Raw genomic sequence first — 19,438 nt, forward strand, 5'->3', positions numbered from 1 at the left:
GCAGGATCGCATCAGTCGGCGGAAGACGAGGACGGCGTGCTGGTCGAAGGCTTCGACTCGCTCTTGCTGTCGCTTTTGCTGTCGCTTTTGCTGTCGCTTTTGCTGTCGCTTTTGCTGTCGCTTTTGCTGTCGCTCTTGCTGTCGCTCTTGCTGTCGCTCTTACTGTCTTTCTTACTGTCGCTCTTGGGGCTGTCATCGGCGGACGAGGCCCCACCGCTGGTGCGCTGGTCCTTCTTGCCGTCCTTACCGTAGTCGGTGATGTAGAACCCGGATCCCTTGAACAGGAGACTGGCGCCGCCGGAGATGATACGGGTGGCGACTCCTGTGCCATCGGGCGTCGGAATACTTTCCGGAACTTCAGAGATCTTGAAGCGCGCCTCGATGAGGGACCCGTCGGGGCAGCGGAACTCGTAAGTTGGCATGGCTACGTTACTTGGCTAGGGTCAGACAGCCTTGAAACATAGCCGGGTCGGTCCCGGTGTTCAACGGGTACGGCTCAGGTCACCGTGAGGGTGGCCGCGCCCGGCGTGTAGATCACGGTGAGCGTGGTCAGATTGTCGGTGCGCTGCTCCGATGGCTGCCACACGCCGGCGCGGTCGAAGCGCGCGCCATGATTGGGGCACCGGAAGCTGCTGCCGTTCACCACGTTGACGGTGGTGCCGGCATGGGGGCAGCGCATCGAGAAGGCGGCGAAGCTGGTGGCGGTGAGACGCGACACCGCCACCGGACCACCATTCACGTTGCCCACGCTGCCGGCGACGCCACCGACGTTGGTCAAGGCGGGCCAAGCCGAGAGCGTGACCAGCAGTCCAGCGGCGGTCACGGTGAGTGAGACCATGACGGTGCGTGACGCGACGCCAGTCGCGCTGACGGTGATCGTGGCCGTGTAGCTGCCGGCAGCCAACGCGCCGGCACTCGCCCGTACCGTGAGGGTGGCCGGGGCGGACGTCTGATTGAGCGTGAGGGTGAGCCATCCGGTGCCGCTCGGTCCGTACGCCACCGTGGCCGCAAGCCCCTGGAGCGAGCCGCCACCGCTGTTGTTGCACTGCACAACCTGCGTGGTCGGCGTACTGCCAATGGGAGCCGTGAACGACAACGCGGAGGCCGAGAGCTGCAGCGCGGCCGGCGTGGTGGGATCCTGGACCAATAGCGAGACCGTCAGGGTCTGCGCGCCGTTGCTGATACCGGCGCCGGTGATCGACACCATGGCGGTGTAGTTGCCGATCGGCAGTGTGCCGCGCTGTGCCGACAGCGTGAGCGTACATGGGGCCGTGGCCTGACTGAGCGCCAGCGACAACCAGCCGGTGCGTTGGCCGGACCCGTAGGTCAGGGCGATCGCCAGTCCGCTCAGCACGCCACCGCCGCCGTTGGCGATCGCGATCGTCTGTGCCGCGGGAGCGCTTCCGGTCAGCGCGGTGAGAAACACTGCCGTGTTGCGGTCGAGACTCAGCACCGGCGGAGTGAGTGCACCTCCGATCGTGAGCGAACCGTCGCTGTTCTGCCGTACATCGAGCGCGGTGAGTCCGGCCGTGGGTTGTCCACCCAGCCACGTGCCGTCGTTCGCGAAGACGGCTTGGTGGTTCGGGCAGCGGAGGCCGGTGGACGTCACATCCACGATGCTGCCGCGGTGCGGACACACCAGCGAGACCGCGCGGAACTGCGCACTTCCCAGCCGTTCGACCATCACGGGCGCCGAGGTCCCGGACACGACCACGGTGCGGCCGCCCACGGCGGTCAATTCAGGGACCGTGGCCGGATCGAGGCGGAACGGTGCCGGGATCGCGTCGAGCACCTGTTCCGGCCCGCTCAGTACGCCATCGCCACAGCCCGATATGATCACCCCAAGCGAGAGCACGGACGCGGAGGCCAGAAACCCACGGCGATCGATGCGATGACAACTGCTGCAGGACGACGGCTCGAGCAGCGGCTCGGACGAAAGCGCGGGCAACGGCTCAGACGACGGATCGAGTGGCATAGATGGATGATAACCACAGACGGACTGCTGTCGAGTTCCGAGAGCACGGCCTCGTTCACCAATTCGTCACGTGAGGATCATCAGAGTGTCACGTTCTCGGCGTGCGGACCGGCGCGTCGTGCTGCATGTTGGCAAGGCGGTCGGCGCGCCGGTTGTGCCGATGGACTCTGCCAACCGTGCCCTGCTTTTCCCCACCGGAGTGCGTCGCGTGTTCTCAACCTGCCTGTACTGCCACAGTCCCCTCGGGCGGAACGAGGTCCTGGAGGAGTTTCCTGTGGGCCGTCGGCTCGCATTCGATGCGCGTCGCGGACGGCTGTGGGTGGTGTGCCGCGCGTGCCGCAACTGGAATCTCTCGCCGCTCGAGGAGCGTTGGGAGGCGGTGGAGGCCTGCGAGCGGCTGTACCGACAAACACCGGTGCGGGTGAGCAGCGATCAGATCGGTCTGGCGACGTTGAGCGAGGGGCTCGATCTGGTGCGGATCGGCACGCCGCTGCGGCCAGAGTTTGCGGCGTGGCGCTACGGCGGACGCCTCCGGAAGCGGCGCCTACAGTTGCCCGACGTGCGCGCGACCGCCACCGCATTTTTGAGTCAGGGTGCCGCGATGATGGTCGGCGCCGTCGCGGCGCTCGCGGGCGTCACGTACACGCTCACGAGTAGCCGCGACTGGAAGGCAGCCGTGGTGGACCCGCTCGAGCAGGTGGAGGCGCGGCTGCAGTATGACCGGACCATCGCGCACGTCCGCACGCCGGATGGCCTGCTCCGGCCGCTGCGGTTCAGCCATATCGCGCGACTCGAGATCATTGCCGAAGACGATCGACCGTGGCTCCTGCGCGTCGCACACGCGCAAGGGATCACCGATCTCGACCAAGCGCAGGCGATTCAGGTAGCGAGCCCGTTGCTCGCGCGACTGAACGCGCGCGGCGGCACACAAGGACAAGTGCTCGACGCCACGCGGCGCATTACCGAGGCCGGCGATGCCGAGCGATTCATCCGCAGCAGCAGTGCGCTGCGGGTCACGCGCCGTCAGAAAAACACCATATTCTGGGACGATGACGTGGGCGTGCTCGGACTCACGGGCACGGAACGCCTGGCGCTCGAGATCGCGATGAACGAGGACGCCGAACGTCAGGCCATGCAGGGCGAACTCGGCGCGCTCGAGGACGCGTGGCGTGACGCGGAAGAGATCGCGGAAATCGCCGACCGCATGTTTTTGCCGTAGGGTCTGGTCAATGTCGGGCGATGGATGCATGGCGAAGCGCTGACTGCACAGCGCTCAGAGCTCCGAGCTCAGTCGCCATCATGAGGGATCAGACTTTTTAATGGTGTGCAGACGCCAGCAACGACAGGGCACAGTTTCGAGTGGTTTGATGGTGTACGACCGTGCGTGTCGCGGTGACTGCCAAACCGCTCGGCACTGGGCACCGTGGGGCTCACGTCTGAACACTCTACGCCGTCTAAAAGTCTGCGCCTGCAGACGCCGACGGTCTGGCCCCTGACTCCCAATGAACGCGTCGTCGCGAATTGCCGCACTCGCGATCCTGACCGGAGCAATCTGGTCCCACGCGGCCGAGCATCTATCGCGTGTGGATGATCTCCCATGATTGACGGTCAGCGATGCGCGAGTGACGGTCGGTCGCTTGACGCGGCGGCAACAGTTACGGCGTGCCCGTCTGCCCGCGGATTTCCCCGCCCGGGAAGGTGGACGAGTGCACGTTCACGTACGCGTTCCCGGTGCGCAGCAACGTCATCAGTGAATCGAGCGCGATCGGCGGCTGTCCGCTGATTCCGCGAATATCCGTGGCCGTGAAGGTGCCGGTCAGCACGCCGCTATTGCTGGTTTGCGTCTGCTTCACCAGGTCGACCATGACGCCTGCCGTGGCCGTGAGTCCAGCGGGTCCGTGGATGTGCGCGCCGGTTGGAGTCGAGGCCAATCCCTGATAGGTGACGGTATAGGTCACGGAGGTGCCGTTGCGCGTGAAGAGCGCCGCGCCATTCGCACTCGTGGTCACCGGATTCGGTCGCTCGTTGGCGCCATTGAGCAGGGCCAGGATGCCGCTCGGCAACACGTTGACGGTACCCGACATGCCCGCATGGATTGTGCAGACATACGGATAGCTGCCCGCCGCCAGGAAGGTGCGGGCCACCGACGTGCTCGAGACTACGGGGACGTTGGAGGGTGCGCCGGCGGACTGAAAAATGACGTTGTGGCCGATGGTGCCGAAACTGAAGGTCACGACGCCTCCTTCGGCGAGCGAGGTCGTGGCCGGCGTGAACACATTGGCGTTCGTCGCCTCTACGGTGACAGCCGTGGCACCGCTGATCGGTGTGGTGACGGTGAGCGCCGCCGTCCCGGTTGCGGTGACGCCATCGCGCGTGAGGGAAGCGCCAATCGACGCGGCGCCTGGCGAGATGGCGGTGACCAGTCCATCGACACTCACGATCGCTTTGGTGCGATCGGCCGACGTGAACGTCACGCCGGTGACACCGGCGATGGCATTCCCACGCGAGTCGCGGGCGGTGGCCGTGAGCTGCGTCGTGCTGCCGATCGCTGGTGACAGCGCCGCTGCCTGCACGGCCAAGGTCGCGAAGCGCTGCGCGACATCGATGGTCACCGTACCCGAGACCGATCCGCTGGTGCCGGTGATGATGGCCGTGCCGTTGCCGGTGGCAGTCACTGTCGCGCTGGATCCGGACGCGGTAACCGTGGCGACCGAGGCGTTACTGGTTGTCCAGCTGACAGCCGCGCCATTGAGAGTTGCCTGACTCGCGTCCTTCACGACCGCGGTGAGTGACCGCGTGGCGCCGATCGCCGTGAGAGCACCGGTTTCGGTGGCACTGACAGCAACGGATGCGGCAACGGCGGTGGGCTTCGGCGTGGTGCCGCCGGCGCCGTCACTGCAGGCCGCGAGGGTGAACAGCAGCATCATGGTGCTGGCGCGTGTCGCTACGCGCATGCCGCGTACATCACGGACTGTAGTGGACATCGGTCGATCTCCCGGAAGGATAGAGTGGTGACGCGGACGCGCGTGACCACCGGTGTAGACTGAACTAGCGGCGAAACTATTCCCGCGGTTCCCGCAAGCCGTCGAGCCACTCGAGCAGGTAGGTCGCCGAACGGGCCCGGCTTGCCACGTCGGTCTCCGTCATCTTGGCAATGATCGCACCCAGCGGTGACGCCCAGCTGGACGCTTTCGCGTCCACGCTCGCGTCACTCAGACGTCCGCCGATCAGCGTGACCGGCATGTCTTGGCGATGGAGCGTGTGGCCGGCGAGGCACTCGTGAAGCACGACGCCCACGGCATAGAGGTCGCTGGCACTCGATGCTGGCGTACCGATGAGCTGTTCGGGCGCGAGATACTCAGGGGTGCCGACAGTGGCGCCGGCCAGTCGTCCGGTCAGTCGTCCGGCGAGGGCCGCATCACCCGTGCGCTGTGCTGCCTGCGCGCGCTGCGCCGCGTCGCGCAGCGCGTGCGCGATGCCGAATCCAGTGAGCTTTACCCGACCATCGGGCGTCACGCGAATGTTGGTGGGTTTGATGTCACCGTGCACCACCTGCATAGCGTGCGCCGCCGCGAGCGCGCGCAGGAGCTGTCGCGCCACGGCGATCACGACAGCGGCGGGGAGCGTACCGCGTTGACGCAGCACGCTGGCGAGGGACATTCCCGGCACGAAGTCTGTCGTCACGAACGGCACGCCGTGCGCATGACCGACATCATGCGGCCGAGCGACGTGCGGATGCACCACCTCGCTGGCGCGCGCGACGTCGACCGCGAGCCGTGCCCTCGCGTCGTCGTCGAGGAACAAGCGTTCCGGACGAAGCACGCCGAGCACTACAGCCCCCGCGCGATCGTGGTCGAATGCGCGAAAGAGCACGCCGCCGTCGCGCGCTCCGAGGACGGCCTCAATACGGTAGCGCTGCGCGACCACACGGCCGAGCGCGAACGGCGTCGCGTCGTCGCCAGCGTGCCGGGGCAGCGACAACGTGCGCTCGACGCGGGCGCGCCTGGGTAACAACGCCCGGGACGGTTCGGGCGCTGCAGGCTGCTCGCGCGTGCGCGACGAACCGTCGTCGGTCGCGGGAGCCGTGTCGCCCGGCGACATGAGGGCGCGCAGCAGTGCCTGCTCGTGCAGGTCGCGGCGCACGATGGATATTTCGTGCGCGAGCGCATTCAATGGAGCGTGTTCCGACTCGTTTGGAGCCATACGGGCAAATGCAGGCGATGTCGGCGCGGCCGCGCTGTCGCGGCCAAACTCTCGCAGCTCCTGGGCAAGCTGACGCGCCGGTACAGTCACTACACGTTGCGCGTACTTTGCGGCTGCAATGGCGAGCAGCAGCCCGAGCACGCCGGCGATCACGAGGGCGCGACGCAGGGCGGCGATCGCCGGCACATCCGCATCGGCGGGTCGTAGCACGAGGTAGCCGCCCACTTCAGTGCCGCCAGCGGTGTTGAGCGCGGTCGCATGCGCGATCCACGCGCGTCCATCGATGCTCAGGGGCGCCTGCCCCGACTGCCGACGTCGCACCGCCGCACGCAGCGACGAATCGCGCGTCATGGTTGACGCGGCCACGTGGGCGACGTCGTCGGCGGTGCGCACGTAGAATACCAACTCGCTCCCCGTCGCCGTCGCGATATCGACCGCCATCGCCGAGTCGAGCAGGCGCGTGGCCACGAGGACGCCGAACGGCGAACCGCCCGGCGCCGCCACCGGCACTGCCGTGGCCTGAAAGAGTGCGGAATCGCCGGAGCCACCGAAGCCGGTCATTACCTGACCTCGCAGAGCTCCTGAGATCAGCGCGACGTTCGCGAGCTGATCGCCGGACGCTGATGGTTCGTCGGACTTCGCCACCAATGTGCCCGAGGCATCCGTGATGAACACCCACGACGCCTCGAGCTGCTCGGCCGCTTCGAACGTCTGGTCGAGGATATCGTCACGACGACTCTCGGCGACTAGCGTGCGGAAGTACGGCCCTTGCACGAAGACGCGAGCACCGCCGGCGAGACTACGACCGCGACCGGCAAGGAGCTGCGCCACCAGATCGGCCGATTGCTCCAGCGCGCGGACGGTACCGGCGTTGGCGGTTCGGCGCGCCTCCGTGCGCGCCACCGTGAACACCGCGCCCAACACAAGGGCGACGATCGCGACCGCTCCGACGAAAACGCGCGCGGTGAAGTGCATTGCCGGCGCCGTCAGTATCGGTCAGCGCGCGAGGTCGCGTATGGCTGGCCGAACTTATTCGTGTGAGGCTTCGGTACGTAGCCTCGTCCGTCGAGCGCGACCACGATATCGGACAGGCCCGCGGCCGGCACCCTGATCGTTTCGACATGCTCCGGCGCGCGCTCATGCCACACATGTAGGCGCCACGTTCCGGCTGGCACTCCTGAAACGGTGAAGGTGCCCGACGACTGGGCACGCGATACGTACGGCGTGGGCACGGCGACCACGTAGCTCACCATGCGCGCGTGGATGTTGCAATAGATCGCGTAGACACCGGCCTTCGGAAACGTGGCGGCGCGGTTTTTCCCGGTGCGATAGAGACCAAGGTCGAACGCGCCCAGCGCGGAATTCGAGAAGACGTTATGGCTGTACGGGTCCTGATTGGGGAACGCCACGGCACCACCGATGCCGATGGTCTGTACGCGCGGCACGAACTCGCGCCGTCGCATGCCGACCGACGCCTTGGCCGTGGCCGACGTCGGTGCGCTCGCCCGCTCGCCGTCGGCCTCGAGGTAGATCACGGCGTCGGTGAGTATCGCGGACGACCCGGTGGCCGTCTCGATCACGCGCAGCTGGCCGCGCACCGCACCCTGCGCGTCGAGTCGCGCCGGCACGGTGCAACCCGTGACCAGCGTGATGACCCAGCAGCGTGCCGCGAAGCCGAGGCGCGCTGTCATAACTCGATCCCGAAACCGATATTGAGATGACGGGCGTGCTGCCGTCCGGCGGCATAGCGGGTTTGCAGATCGCGCAGTTCAACCGAAAACATGAGCGGTTGCGACGGGCGCCAGATGGCATGCACCGCACACACACTATTGCGACGACGATCGGCGTTGCTCCCGAGCACCCGATCGGTGCCACAGCCTACGCCGGCGATCACTCGTGGATGCCACTGGGCATTGAGCTGCACCCACCCCGCGGCGCTCGTGAGTGGTACGCCCGGCTTGTCGACGGTGTTGCCCAACACGCCGAAGTTCTGTCCGATGGCGGCCCCACCGAGTCCACGCAACAGACGCCCCCGATACGCTTCGCCTCGCAGTTCGACACCGTGCCCCAGCGCAGCCCGCGCATCGGCACTGGTCGCCCAACTCGTCATGTTCGAATCGCCGACCGCACGCAACCAGCCCGTGTGGGTCCCGAGGCCGATCTCTCCGCCCTCCGGCAATACCGTCTGGAGTCCGGCCACATCGTCAACACCGCCCCAGCGAAGACGGGCCCGTGACTCGAGCGCTGGTCGACCACTCAACTGTCCCGCATCCGGTCCGGCGGCATCGGTCACGTGACGCTCGGCGCTAAACGGTGACATGACCGCCCCCTGCAGCGCGATGGAGATCGGCGTCGCGCCATTGTACCGCCACAGTTCGCGGGTCAGGCGAAGCTGCGGCAGCCAGTTCCACAAGTTCCCCGCGGCCGCGAAGGTGGGAATGGCCACGCCCGCTGCCGTAATCGGCGTGAGCTCGGAGATGAGCGGTGTGTCCATGCCGACCATCACTTCGGTGCGTGGCCACACCAGCATCGCCCGAGCCGTCCGCAGTCGCGGTTCGGGAAAGAGCGGTGGATTGGGATCGAGTGCCCGCGAAAAAAAGTCGAGCTCCATGTCCGCGAGGAGCACGCCCCCCAGGACACTGTCCACACTCACACTCGCACCGAGCACCGACTGACGCATGGACAGGCCGAGTGACTGTCGGCCCGTGGAGCCCAAAAGCGGATCGGCCGGTCGCGCAACGGCGGCGAACGTCGGCACTTCCGAGCTCGAGCCGGTGCCCGCGGTGCGCCACCCATTCACGATCAACCGCGCCGACAGCTCGAGGTGCACGCGCGAGCGCATGCGCACTTGCGTGGCGGACTCGGTCGCGACCTGCTGCCGCAGTAACGCCAACGCCGCCTCCGTGCGCGCCAATCGCGCCGCCAGCGAATCGAGCGTGATGCGTGCGCCCGTGGGATCGGGGGCCACTGAGTCGCGAAGCGGCCGCTCCTGCGCGAGCAGGCTGCGGGCGCTGACGATCAGCCATATCGCTGACCACCACAGGACCCATCGACGTGAAGTAGCCACGTTTCCAATCAGCGCTCCGATCGAATCGAGCGCAACTCGCCCAGACGTCCATCGGCGGCACCGACGGCGCGCACCGACGGCGCGCGCACCGCCGTCCCGTCAGCGCGCGCGCGGATGCAGCGCCACGAGCGCCGGCCACGGCCGGTCGGCGACGACAATGGAGCTTCCCTGTCCCGACGACCACGCAAGAAGGCCGGCGCCTGGCGACTCCGACGCGATGGCGCGACCCTGGGCGAACGCACCGCGAATGGGGAGCGAACGAAACAGCCATGCGTCGGAGACGACGTATTGCATCACGAGCGACTCCCGCCACTTGTAGGCGAGCACGGCTGCGATCTCGCCATCGAATTCGGTGGTCCAGACGGCGACCAGTTGCAGATCGGCACCGCGCAGCGGATCGACCGCGAAGGGGACCGCACGGCGAACCGTTTCGAGATCGCGCGCGCGTCCGGGCAGGTCGCGCGCGCTAGCCGCCCGGAAGTCGGCGGCCACAAGCTCCAGCAACGGGACCGACGCGCTGACCGCGAGCGGGGCCGGCTGGAGCACGACGATTGCTGGTGCACGACCGCGCACGCCGAGGAAGAGAGCGACGGCGAGCACAGACGCGACAACGAGGACGCCCACGATCCATCGACGTCGGCCCGCCGCCGCCGCGAGGGGTGCCTCAGGCGCCGAGTCGATCGACGCCGCAGGCATCGGCGACACCGCGGGTGCCGCCGCGATGGCGGCGCGCCATCGTTCATCGAGCGCGGTCGAGACGGCGGGACGTGTCACACGCGACAGCCGGGTGACCAGACTTTGATGGACCGTAATCTCGCGACGACAGCGGCCGCATCCAAGCAGGTGGGCATCGATCTGCGCGGTCGTTTCCGGCGGCAACTCGCCATCGACGTACGCCGCAAGCAACGTCGCCAGGACCTCGTGTCGCGCCTCGCGTGTCGCGTCATCCTCAGGCACGGCTCGGCCCGCGGCCAACGCTCCGAGCCACTCAGTCATGATGTCCTCGGCGTTCGGCCACGACTGCTCCGCTGGTCGCGGCGACCACCATCGTCCGTCGAACCCAGGGCCCACTGCTGTCGACGTTCCATGATGACGCCGGCGAGTAGCCGGCGACCGCGCGAAATCCGGCTCATCACCGTGCCGATCGGTACGCCGACGATGTCGGCAATCTCGTGATACTTGAATCCTTCGATGTCATGGAGCTCGACGGCCGACGCGAAATCCTCGGGGATCGCGTCGAGCGCCAAGCGCAGCATCTCCTCGTCGAGGCGCGCGACCACGTCCGCAAACACCACGTCGGTATCGGTGGAGACGAACTGCTCGTGTACGTCTTCGAGCCGCGACATCGGCACGAGTCGGGCGCGTCGACTGGTGCGATCGAAGGCATCGCTAAGAACGGTCCGCAAGATGCTGAACAGCCACGGCCGCACGCGCGCAGGATCACGCAGTTCATCGAACGCGCTCCACGCCCGCACGCACATATCCTGCACGGCGTCCTCGGCATCGCTGAACGAGATCGTGCGTCGCGCCGCGAAACCGAGCAGGCGATCGAGGTGCGGACGCACAAGCTCCTCATAGCGCTGCTGCCGAAGCGCGAGGTTGCTGCCCGAAACGGAAGTCATATGGAGGGTGACGGGGCCATGACGCAAACTATTCCCCGGGCGGGGAGCCTGCTGGACAGCCTCCGTCGACTCCGGCAGCTTGCGGGTATGTCTTTTCCCCGATCCTTCGTGTTTCCGCGTGCCCGCCTCGTGGCCGCGGCCGTGCTCGCATGCGTGGCGCCTGCCCCCCTTGACGCTCAGCAGCCGAGTCTTATCGGTCCGGGCGTCTCGGCCAACCTGGCCCGCCTCCGTGAGGCGCAGGTGACGGACGTGGCGTACGACCTCGCCCTTCGCGTGAGCGCCGGAGACACCGCCGTTGGCCGGGTCACGGTGTCCTTTACACAGCGCGTGCCGGGAGACGTGGTGCTCGACTTCCGCGGCCTCTCGGTGGGCGACGGGCGGATCAACGGCTCGGCGTGGCCCGACGTCGCGACGGCGTGGAATCGGCACCACCTCGTCATTCCGGCGGCGCGCCTCCGCCCCGGCCGAAACGCGGTCGAGGTCGGGTTCTCGACACCAGTGGCCCAAGCGGGTGCGAGCATCATTCGCCACCGCGACGCCACCGACGGCAATGTGTATCTGTACACATTGCTCGTGCCGTCCGATGCCAACTTGCTCTTCCCGTGTTTCGATCAGCCCGATCTCAAGGCCAAGGTCCGTCTCGCGCTGACCACGCCGACCGCCTGGCGCGCGCTGGCCAATGGCGCGCAGATCGGCGCCGACACTGCCGGCGCGCTGGTCACGCATCGCTTCGCCGAAACGCGGCGTCTCAGTACGTATCTCATTGCGTTTGCGGCCGGCCCGTGGGCCAGCGTGACACGCGCCGTCACGACGACCACGAAGGCGGCGCCGGTGCCGATGTCGCTGTATATGCGACAGTCACGCAAGGCCGAAGCCGAGAGCGACACGCTGATCGAAATGAACGCGCGAGCATTGCGCTGGCTGGGCGAGTGGTTCGGTATCCCCTATGCGTTTGACAAATTCGACGCGTTGCTCGCGCCGGCATTCCCGTTCGGCGGCATGGAGCATCCGGGCGCGGTGTTCTACAACGAAGAGAGTTTCATTTATCGTGAGCGGCCGACGGTAACGCAGTTGCTCGGCCGACAGGCGACGACGTTTCACGAGGTCGCCCACCAATGGTTCGGCGACTACATGACAATGCGCTGGTTCGACGATCTGTGGCTCAAGGAAGGCTTCGCGACGTACATGGCGGCGCGCATGCAAGCCGATCTCGAGCCCAGCTCGAACGCGTGGAAGACATTCTATCTGCGCAATAAGCCGGTGGCCTACGCGACCGACGCGACGGCCGGTACGACACCGATCTGGCAACAGCTTGGCAACCTCGATCAGGCCAAGAGCAACTACGGCCCGATCGTCTACAACAAAGCGCCGGGCGTGCTCAAGCAGCTCGAGTATTTGGTCGGCGCGCCCGCCTTTCAGCGCGGCGTGCGGGACTTCCTGCGCACGCATGCGTACGGCAACGGCACCTGGCGCGAGTTGCTCGGCAACGTGGGACGCGCGGCAAAGCGTGATCTCACGACGTGGGGCCAGGCGTGGATGCTGCGCCCCGGCATGCCGGTGGTCGAACAGCGCGTCACCGTGCGCAACGGCGTCGTGCAGCGACTGGCACTGGTGCAGCGCGCCGCGCAGCCCGCGCTCTCCGGCCGCGGGGCCTGGCCGCTCAAGGTGCAGGTGCTGCTGTTCTACGCGAACAAGCCGGCGGTGCGCCTGCCGGTGGAAATGCGCGGCGACACGACCATCGTCACCGCGGCCGCCGGGCGGCCAGCTCCCGACTTCGTATTCGCCAATGACGGCGACTACGGCTACGCGATCGTGCTTCCTGACTCGATGAGCGTGCGGTGGCTCGAGCAGCACATCGGTCGTGTGGACGACGATTTTCTCCGCGCCATGCTGTGGGGATCGTTGTGGGACCTGGTACGTGAAGCGCGGCTCTCGCCGACACGCTACGCCGACATGGTGCTCCGCGAATTGCCCATCGAGCGCGACGAGCAGATCACGGGCACGCTGGTGGGTCGACTGGCCACGGTCATCGGTCGCTACACCGACAGCACGTCGCGTGAGGCGCTGCTGGCGCGCGCCGAGCCGCTGCTTCTCCGTGGCGCCGCCGACAGCGCACGCAGCTATGGACAGCGGAAAGCGCAGTTCGACGCGGTAATCGGGCTGGCACGTTCACGGGCATCGTTGCAGCGACTGGACGGGTGGCTGGATCGTGACAGCGTGGCGGGACTGGCGCTGCGCGCGCCTACGCGGTGGTCGATCGTGACGCGATTGGTAGCGCGCGGGGCACCGTCGGCGCCATCGCGCCTGGCGGCCGAAGCCCGTCGCGATTCCACGAGCGAAGGACAGCGTTTGGCGTTCGTGGCCGATGCCGCTCGCCCGGATTCGGCGCACAAACAGGCGCTGTTCACGCAGTGGTTCGCCGATGCGGCGCTCAACGAAGAATGGGTGACGTCGAGCCTGCGGAGCTTTCACGACGGCGATCAGGCGGCGATGACGAAACGGTTCCTCGTGCCGGCCCTCGATACGCTCCCGTGGATTCAGCGGAACCGCCGCATCTTCTTCTTGGGCAGTTGGCTCGGGGCCACGATGGGCGGGCAGAGCGATGCCGAGGCTCTGCAGCAGGTTGATCGCTGGCTGGCGGCGCATCCTACGCTGGCGGCGGACCTGCAGCAGAAGGTCCGGCAAAGCCGAGACGAGCTCGAGCGGACGGTACGGATCCGGCAGGCGTTCGGCGAAGCGACACCTCGTCCCTGACCGACGTCCTCCCACGCACGCCGCTGCCTCGTTTTCCGGGGCCGGTGACGGTATGTCCCAAACTGCGCCCTATCCCTGTCAGGCGCCTTTTGTGACCTAGCCCTGTGACGTTCGTCCGCGATACCTTGTTGTTAGTGACAACTGTCGGGGTTGTGTGACGCTTTCGTCCCAACCCGACAACGAATAGGCGGTTGACGGCGCGACGCGGGATTGTCGCGTCATCGGCCGTTGCGCTCCCGCTCGGCATTCCCCTCCATCGGAGACCCTTTATGGGTAGGTTTTTCTCGTTCGCCGCGGCGCTCGCGGTGGCCATGCTGCCGCTTGGTGCGGACGCGCAGACCCGAGATATCTCGGGCAAGGTGACTCAAGCGGTCGTCGGCACTCCCCTCGCTGACGTGACGGTCAGTATCGTCGGACAGCAGGTCGGTGTTCGCACGAACGAACGCGGTGAATTCCGTATGCGCGTGCCGTCGGGCGAAGTCGTCGTGCTCGCACGTCAGCTTGGCTACAAGCGACAGACGATCCGCCTCGGCGCGACCGAGAACACGGCGAATTTCGTCCTCGACAAGGACGTACTGCAGCTGGAAGGCGTGACCGTGACCGGTCAAGCCACCACGACCGACCGCAGGGTGGCGGCGACGGCCGTGGCGACGGTCAGCTCGCTCGAACTCAATCGCGTTCCGGCTCGCTCGGTGGAAAGCAACCTTGCCGGCAAGGTCGCCGGTGCGCGCATCTTTGAAAACGGCGGTGCGCCGGGCGGTGGTGCGCAAATCCAGATCCGTGGCGCCACGTCGGTGCTTGGACAGGGCGACCCGCTTTACGTGGTCGACGGCATCATCATTTCGAACGCGGGTATTTCATCGGGCCAGAGCGCCATCACGCGTGCGAGCGGCTCGACCGGTTCAAACCAAGACCAGGTGGTGAATCGATTGGCCGACCTGAATCCGAACGACATCGAGAACATCGAAGTGCTGAAGTCGGCCGCCGCCACGGCCATCTACGGATCACGTGCAACGAACGGCGTGGTCGTGATCACGACCAAGCGGGGAACGTCCGGCGCACCGCGCTGGAACCTGACGCAGCGCGCCGGAACGCAGCAGCTCATGCGCTCCCTTGGACATCGCCAATACGGCACACTGGACGATGTCAAGGACTTCGTTGGCGGCCCGATCGGACTCGCGGCGGCGACTGCCGCCTGCACCCCGACGTGCACGAATTACGACTGGCAGCAGCAGCTCTACGGCCGCACCGATCCGTCGTGGGAAACGTTGCTGTCGGCCTCCGGCGGCGCAAACAACACCCGCTACTTCGCGTCGCTCAGCGACCGTCAGGAATCGGGTATCATGATCAACACCGGCGCGCGTCGTACCGGTGGCCGCATCAACCTCGACCAGACGATTGGCACCAAGCTCACGGCGAGCATGGGCATCGACGTCACGCGCAACTTCTTCCAGCGCGGTATCGGCAACAATAACAATGCCGGTGTCAGCCCGACGTACACGTTCGGCTACACGCCGGCGATCGTCGACCTGCGGTCACGTGACGCGTCGGGACGGTACATCCGTATGCCGTTCGATGGCGGTGGCTCGGGCACAGCCAATCCGTTCGAAGTCCTGAACGCGATGCAGAGTGACGAGACGGTGTTCCGTCAGGCGGCAAACATCCGCCTTGGCTACGCGTTGGTCAGCACGACGCGCCACACGGTACAGTTGTCCTATCTCGGCGGCTTCGACCGGTTCCAACAGGAAGGCGTACAATACTCGCCCAACTATCTGCAGTTCGAGCCGGCCGACGGTTTCCTCGGCACGGCCGGTCAGAACAACGCGTCGAGCCTGCAGACCAACTCCGGCATGAACGCCGTGTGGACCTGGAGCCCGACGACGAAGTACATCACATCGTTCACGACATCGTTCGGCGGTTCGTACGAGCGTCAGAAACAGGACGTGTATCGCATCCGCGGTCGAGGACTGCTCCCGACACGCCGCACGGCAGCCGGCGCGCAGGACATCGCCACGGTCGACGACCGCTCCGAGTTCCGCGACCAGTCGTACTACGTGAACGAGCAGATGTTGCTGCTCGACGAAAAGCTGGCGGTCAATGCCGGCTTCCGTGCCGACCGATCGAGCGCGAACGGTGAGCGCGACAAGTTCTACACATTCCCGAAGTTCTCGAGCTCGTATCGTTTCGTGAAGCCGCTTACCGAGAAGATCGATGAGTTCAAGGTCCGCGCGGCGTGGGGCCAGTCGGGCAACCGCCCACGTTTCGGCGATCGCGACATTTTGTACGCCGACGGCGGCCTGATCGGCGGCAACAACTCGCTCGTGTCGGCCGGCCTGCTTGGCAACACCGGCATCAAGCCGGAAGTGATGAACGAGCTCGAATTCGGACTCGACGCGTCGCTCTTCGGCTCGCGCGTTGGTATCGAAGTGACGCGCTATCAGCGCCAGATCAAGGATCTGCTGCTCACGTTCCCGCTCCCGCCGTCGTCGGGTCTGGGCAACCAGATCATCAACGGTGGCCAGCTGGCCGTCCTCGGCACCGAAGGCGTGTTGTCGCTTGTACCGATCCGTCGCGGCAGCTTCGAGTGGACCAGCCGCATCATCTACAATCGGAACGCGCAGTTCACTGACAGTATCCCGGTGCCGGCGTTCGCCGTACCGGGCTCGTACGGTGCCGCCTACGGTCGTAACCGCATTCAAGCGAATACGCGCTCCTCGATGATCTGGGGCAACGCTCCGTTCGGTGTGAACGGCGCCACGCGCGACACGCTGCTGGCCGATGCGAATCCTATTCACACAACCACGTTCAATAACGACTTCTCCTTCAAGTCGTTCACGTTCTCGTTCCTCGCCGACTGGCGCGCGGGTGGCTACGTGTCGAACATGACGAACAACCTGTGGGACGAAGGCGGACAGGCGCGTGACTACGACGCCGCGGCTCCGACGTCGATCCTCCCGGGGTCCCGCCCGTGCGGTACGGAGACGCTGGGTGAGTGCCGTTATTCCACCTTCAATGGCGGCGACATCCGTCCGTACATCCAGAAGGGCTCGTACGTGAAACTCCGCGAAGTGACCGTGAACTATCAGGCGCCGGAGTCGTGGGCCAAGAAGATCCCGGGCGCACGCTCGTTGCGCTTCAACGTGAGTGGCCGTAACCTGGCGCTGTTCACGGACTATTGGAGCTTCGATCCGGAGTTCAACAACTTCGGTAACACGAACTTCAACCGGTTCATCGACCTCGCGCCGTTCCCGTCGAGTCGGCAGTTCTTCCTCAGCGTCGATGTGGGGTTCTAATCCATGACGACCACTGAAAACCTCTCCGGCGCTTCGCGCGTGCAGATGACCCGTTTGCCCCTGCGCACCTTTGGTGCCCTGTCGCTTGCCACGATGTCCTTGGCTGCCTGCAGCAAGGACACGTTGGACATCACGAATCCGAACACCCCGTCGGTGGCCGGCGCCAGCGCTGATCCGCAGGCGCTCCAGTTGCTGGCCACGGGCCTGCTCCGGCAGAACCGCAACGGCCGCGGCGGGCTCATTACCGAGACGGGCCGCTTCGGTCGCGAAGCTTATGTCTACACGCCGCAGGAAGGACGAAATACATCGGCGTACCTGATCGGACTTTCCGGCCAGAACAAGCTCGATCCGACCGGCTTCGCGGTCGGTAGTTGGGGCGGCCCCTACGGCAACCTCCGCGACGTGTTCAACTTCAAGAACACGGTAGCGGCGTCGACGCTCAGCGCCGAGCAGAAGCGGGCGGCGCTTGGCTTCGCGAAGACGATCGAAGGCATCGAACTGCTCACGGTCATTTCGACCCGTGACACGATCGGCGCCGTGGTCGAGATCAAGCAAAACGCGGCCGAGCTGGCGGCATTCGTTTCGCGTGACTCAGTCTACAAGTACATCTTGAACACGCTCGATGAGGCGAACACGGATCTCGGCGCCGGTGGCACCGCATTCCCGTTCGTGCTCAACGCCGGCTTCACGGGATTCAATACGCCGACGACGTTCCGGCTGTTCAACCGCGCTATGGCGGCGCGGGCGGCGGCGTACTACGCCACCGCAGGCGGTGGAGCGACGGCTTGGCAGCGTGCGATCACAGCGCTGAACGGCTCGTTCATCAACGAGGCGGCCACGACGGCGGCGCAGTTGAACGCGGGCGTGTACCACCCGTATGCGGCAGCACCGGATGCGTCAAACCCGCTTGCGCAGGCCACCAATACGGACCTGTACGCGCACATGTCCATCGAGACCGACGCGCCGCTCAAGGCCGACCTCACGAAGGACAATCGATTCCTCGCCAAGATCGGCACTCGGCCAGCGCGCAATGCGCCGAGCGGACTTGGTGTCCCATCGTCGCTCGGATTCAATCTCTATCCGGCGATCAGCACGTCGATTCCGATCATTCGCAACGAGGAGCTCATCCTCCTCCGTGCCGAAGCGCTTCTGGCGACCGGCAACAAGGCCGGTGCGCTGACCCTCATCAACAGCATCCGCGTGAACTCGGGTGGCTTGGCGCCGTCCACGCTCACCGCGGCATCGTCCGACGCGGCGTTCGTGACGGAACTTCTCTTGCAGAAGCGGTACTCGCTGCTGTTGGAAGGTCATCGCTGGATCGACATGCGCCGCTACGGACGCCTCGCCGATCTGCCGCGTGACATCACGACGGGCGTGAACGCGCACTTCGTGGCGAAGGTGCAGCCGCTGCCGCAGGCTGAATGCTTGCAGCGCATCGGAAAGACGGGCGCGCTGGCCGGCCCGGGATGCTAGTCGAGTAGGAAGTAAGCAGTTGGGAGTGAGAAGTACGGAGTATTGAAACGCCCTCGTGAGAACTGGTCTCACGAGGGCGTTTTTGTACCCTGTACTCCCGACTGCGTACTCCCTACTCGCCTAATACCCGTCGCGTGTCCACACCGCCACGACACCGCAGCGCCGATCGGGGCCACCGAACTGCGGTGGGATGGTGGCCGCGCCGGTGTATACCTCGATGCCGGCAATCTGCTTGGGCAGTGGGAGCAGATCCAGATCGAAGTTACGCGGAAGAATGATTCCATCCAGCACGACCTGCATCGCGCAATACTGTTGCTGGCCGTTCGCATCGAAGCCGCCACCCTCACGACGCGAGTACACCTGCGTGCCAGCGAAGGCCTGGGTGGTTACGCGCGAGATCTCGACGCCGCGCATGGAGCGCATGAAGTCGGAGGTCTGCAACGAGCCACGCCGGTCGATCTCCTCCAGCGTGACAAACTGCCCTTGGCCTTGGCGCCGACGGGCCTCAAAGTCCGCCATGCGCATCGACACGCGACGCTCACGCACGCGTACCGTATCGAGCAACGCGTTGGAACGGACGAGCGTGTACGAGAGACGTACTGTGTCGCCCTCGGGAACCTGAATGATGCCCGAGGTCGGCGCGTACCCGATGCGTCGCACCACGAGCAGATACTGCCCGGACGGCACCTGCAGCATGCGGAAGCGCCCGTTCTCCGTGGTGATAACCCGCGCACCAATACCGACTACGGAGACGTCGGCTGAACCGAGCGGGTGCAGCAGCGTGTCCGTAACGACCCCATCGATGACGGCGAATTCGCCAGACATGCGTGCGGCGACAGCCGCGGCAGCGCGTTCCTTTTCGATGGCCACTCGGTCCTTGATCGTCGGGCGCACCTGTGCCGCCGCTGACTCGGACAGACACGGCAGCACTAGCATGACAGCGGCCGCATGGCGAAGGTGTCGGCGCAGGTCGTGGTTCGCTGAAAAGGAATGTGTTCTAGGCATATTGTAGTAAGATATCGGCTTCTCTTTACCGAAGAGACGTTCCGTG

At 65.9% G+C, this 19,438-nt stretch carries 13 protein-coding genes and 1 pseudogene; 4 read left to right on the top strand and 10 right to left on the bottom strand.

What is annotated here, in order from left to right:
• Positions 1 to 11: 11 nt before the first annotated feature.
• Positions 12 to 422 carry an FmdB family zinc ribbon protein gene (locus ACLL97_RS07755; RefSeq protein ID WP_411279900.1) on the bottom strand — a complete coding sequence of 137 codons (411 nt, stop codon included), beginning with the start codon at positions 420 to 422 and terminating at the stop codon, positions 12 to 14.
• 74 nt (positions 423 to 496) lie between these two features.
• Positions 497 to 1,975 (bottom strand): Rieske (2Fe-2S) protein, encoded by a 1,479-nt coding sequence (locus ACLL97_RS07760; protein ID WP_411279901.1) that lies wholly within the window; start codon positions 1,973 to 1,975, stop codon positions 497 to 499.
• A gap of 274 nt (positions 1,976 to 2,249) precedes the next feature.
• Between ACLL97_RS07760 and ACLL97_RS07765 the strand changes: the two genes are divergently transcribed.
• A complete protein-coding gene (locus ACLL97_RS07765; RefSeq protein WP_411279902.1) occupies positions 2,250 to 3,194 on the top strand; it encodes a hypothetical protein in 945 nt (314 codons plus the stop codon).
• Between the two features lie 436 nt (positions 3,195 to 3,630).
• On the opposite strand, the gene ACLL97_RS07770 is transcribed toward ACLL97_RS07765, so the two are convergent.
• The 7 genes and pseudogenes from ACLL97_RS07770 to ACLL97_RS07800 form a co-directional block, all read right to left on the bottom strand.
• Positions 3,631 to 4,059 carry a CHRD domain-containing protein gene (locus tag ACLL97_RS07770; protein ID WP_411279971.1) on the bottom strand — a complete coding sequence of 143 codons (429 nt, stop codon included), beginning with the start codon at positions 4,057 to 4,059 and terminating at the stop codon, positions 3,631 to 3,633.
• A pseudogene (locus ACLL97_RS07775) lies at positions 4,051 to 4,959 on the bottom strand (Ig-like domain-containing protein); the annotation flags it as partial. The pseudogene ACLL97_RS07775 and the gene ACLL97_RS07770, both read right to left, overlap by 9 nt.
• 76 nt (positions 4,960 to 5,035) lie before the next feature.
• Positions 5,036 to 7,153, bottom strand: a complete 2,118-nt coding sequence (locus ACLL97_RS07780; RefSeq protein WP_411279903.1) for a protein kinase domain-containing protein — start codon at positions 7,151 to 7,153, stop codon at positions 5,036 to 5,038.
• 11 nt (positions 7,154 to 7,164) lie between these two features.
• Complete coding sequence (locus ACLL97_RS07785; protein ID WP_411279904.1) at positions 7,165 to 7,869, bottom strand: hypothetical protein; 705 nt, start codon at positions 7,867 to 7,869, stop codon at positions 7,165 to 7,167.
• A complete protein-coding gene (locus tag ACLL97_RS07790; protein WP_411279905.1) occupies positions 7,866 to 9,245 on the bottom strand; it encodes a hypothetical protein in 1,380 nt (459 codons plus the stop codon). Before ACLL97_RS07790 ends, ACLL97_RS07785 begins: the two co-directional genes overlap by 4 nt.
• A 99-nt stretch (positions 9,246 to 9,344) precedes the next feature.
• On the bottom strand, positions 9,345 to 10,241 hold the full coding sequence (locus tag ACLL97_RS07795; RefSeq protein WP_411279906.1) for a zf-HC2 domain-containing protein: 897 nt from the start codon (positions 10,239 to 10,241) through the stop codon (positions 9,345 to 9,347).
• Positions 10,238 to 10,867 (bottom strand): RNA polymerase sigma factor, encoded by a 630-nt coding sequence (locus ACLL97_RS07800; protein ID WP_411279907.1) that lies wholly within the window; start codon positions 10,865 to 10,867, stop codon positions 10,238 to 10,240. Before ACLL97_RS07800 ends, ACLL97_RS07795 begins: the two co-directional genes overlap by 4 nt.
• Before the next feature lie 87 nt (positions 10,868 to 10,954).
• Here ACLL97_RS07800 and ACLL97_RS07805 point away from each other — a divergent pair, with 87 nt between their 5' ends.
• The 3 genes from ACLL97_RS07805 (at position 10,955) to ACLL97_RS07815 (ending at position 18,387) form a co-directional block, all read left to right on the top strand.
• Positions 10,955 to 13,621, top strand: coding sequence for a M1 family metallopeptidase (locus ACLL97_RS07805; RefSeq protein WP_411279908.1), 2,667 nt, complete (start codon positions 10,955 to 10,957; stop codon positions 13,619 to 13,621).
• 269 nt (positions 13,622 to 13,890) lie between these two features.
• A complete protein-coding gene (locus ACLL97_RS07810; protein WP_411279909.1) occupies positions 13,891 to 16,914 on the top strand; it encodes a SusC/RagA family TonB-linked outer membrane protein in 3,024 nt (1,007 codons plus the stop codon).
• A 3-nt stretch (positions 16,915 to 16,917) separates the two neighbouring features.
• Positions 16,918 to 18,387, top strand: coding sequence for a RagB/SusD family nutrient uptake outer membrane protein (locus tag ACLL97_RS07815; RefSeq protein ID WP_411279910.1), 1,470 nt, complete (start codon positions 16,918 to 16,920; stop codon positions 18,385 to 18,387).
• A gap of 120 nt (positions 18,388 to 18,507) precedes the next feature.
• Here ACLL97_RS07815 and ACLL97_RS07820 read toward each other — a convergent pair whose 3' ends face one another.
• Positions 18,508 to 19,323, bottom strand: coding sequence for a carboxypeptidase regulatory-like domain-containing protein (locus ACLL97_RS07820; RefSeq protein WP_411279911.1), 816 nt, complete (start codon positions 19,321 to 19,323; stop codon positions 18,508 to 18,510).
• Positions 19,324 to 19,438: the final 115 nt, after the last annotated feature.

The sequence above is a fragment of the Gemmatimonas sp. genome (assembly GCF_046594945.1).
GTDB lineage: Bacteria > Gemmatimonadota > Gemmatimonadetes > Gemmatimonadales > Gemmatimonadaceae > Gemmatimonas.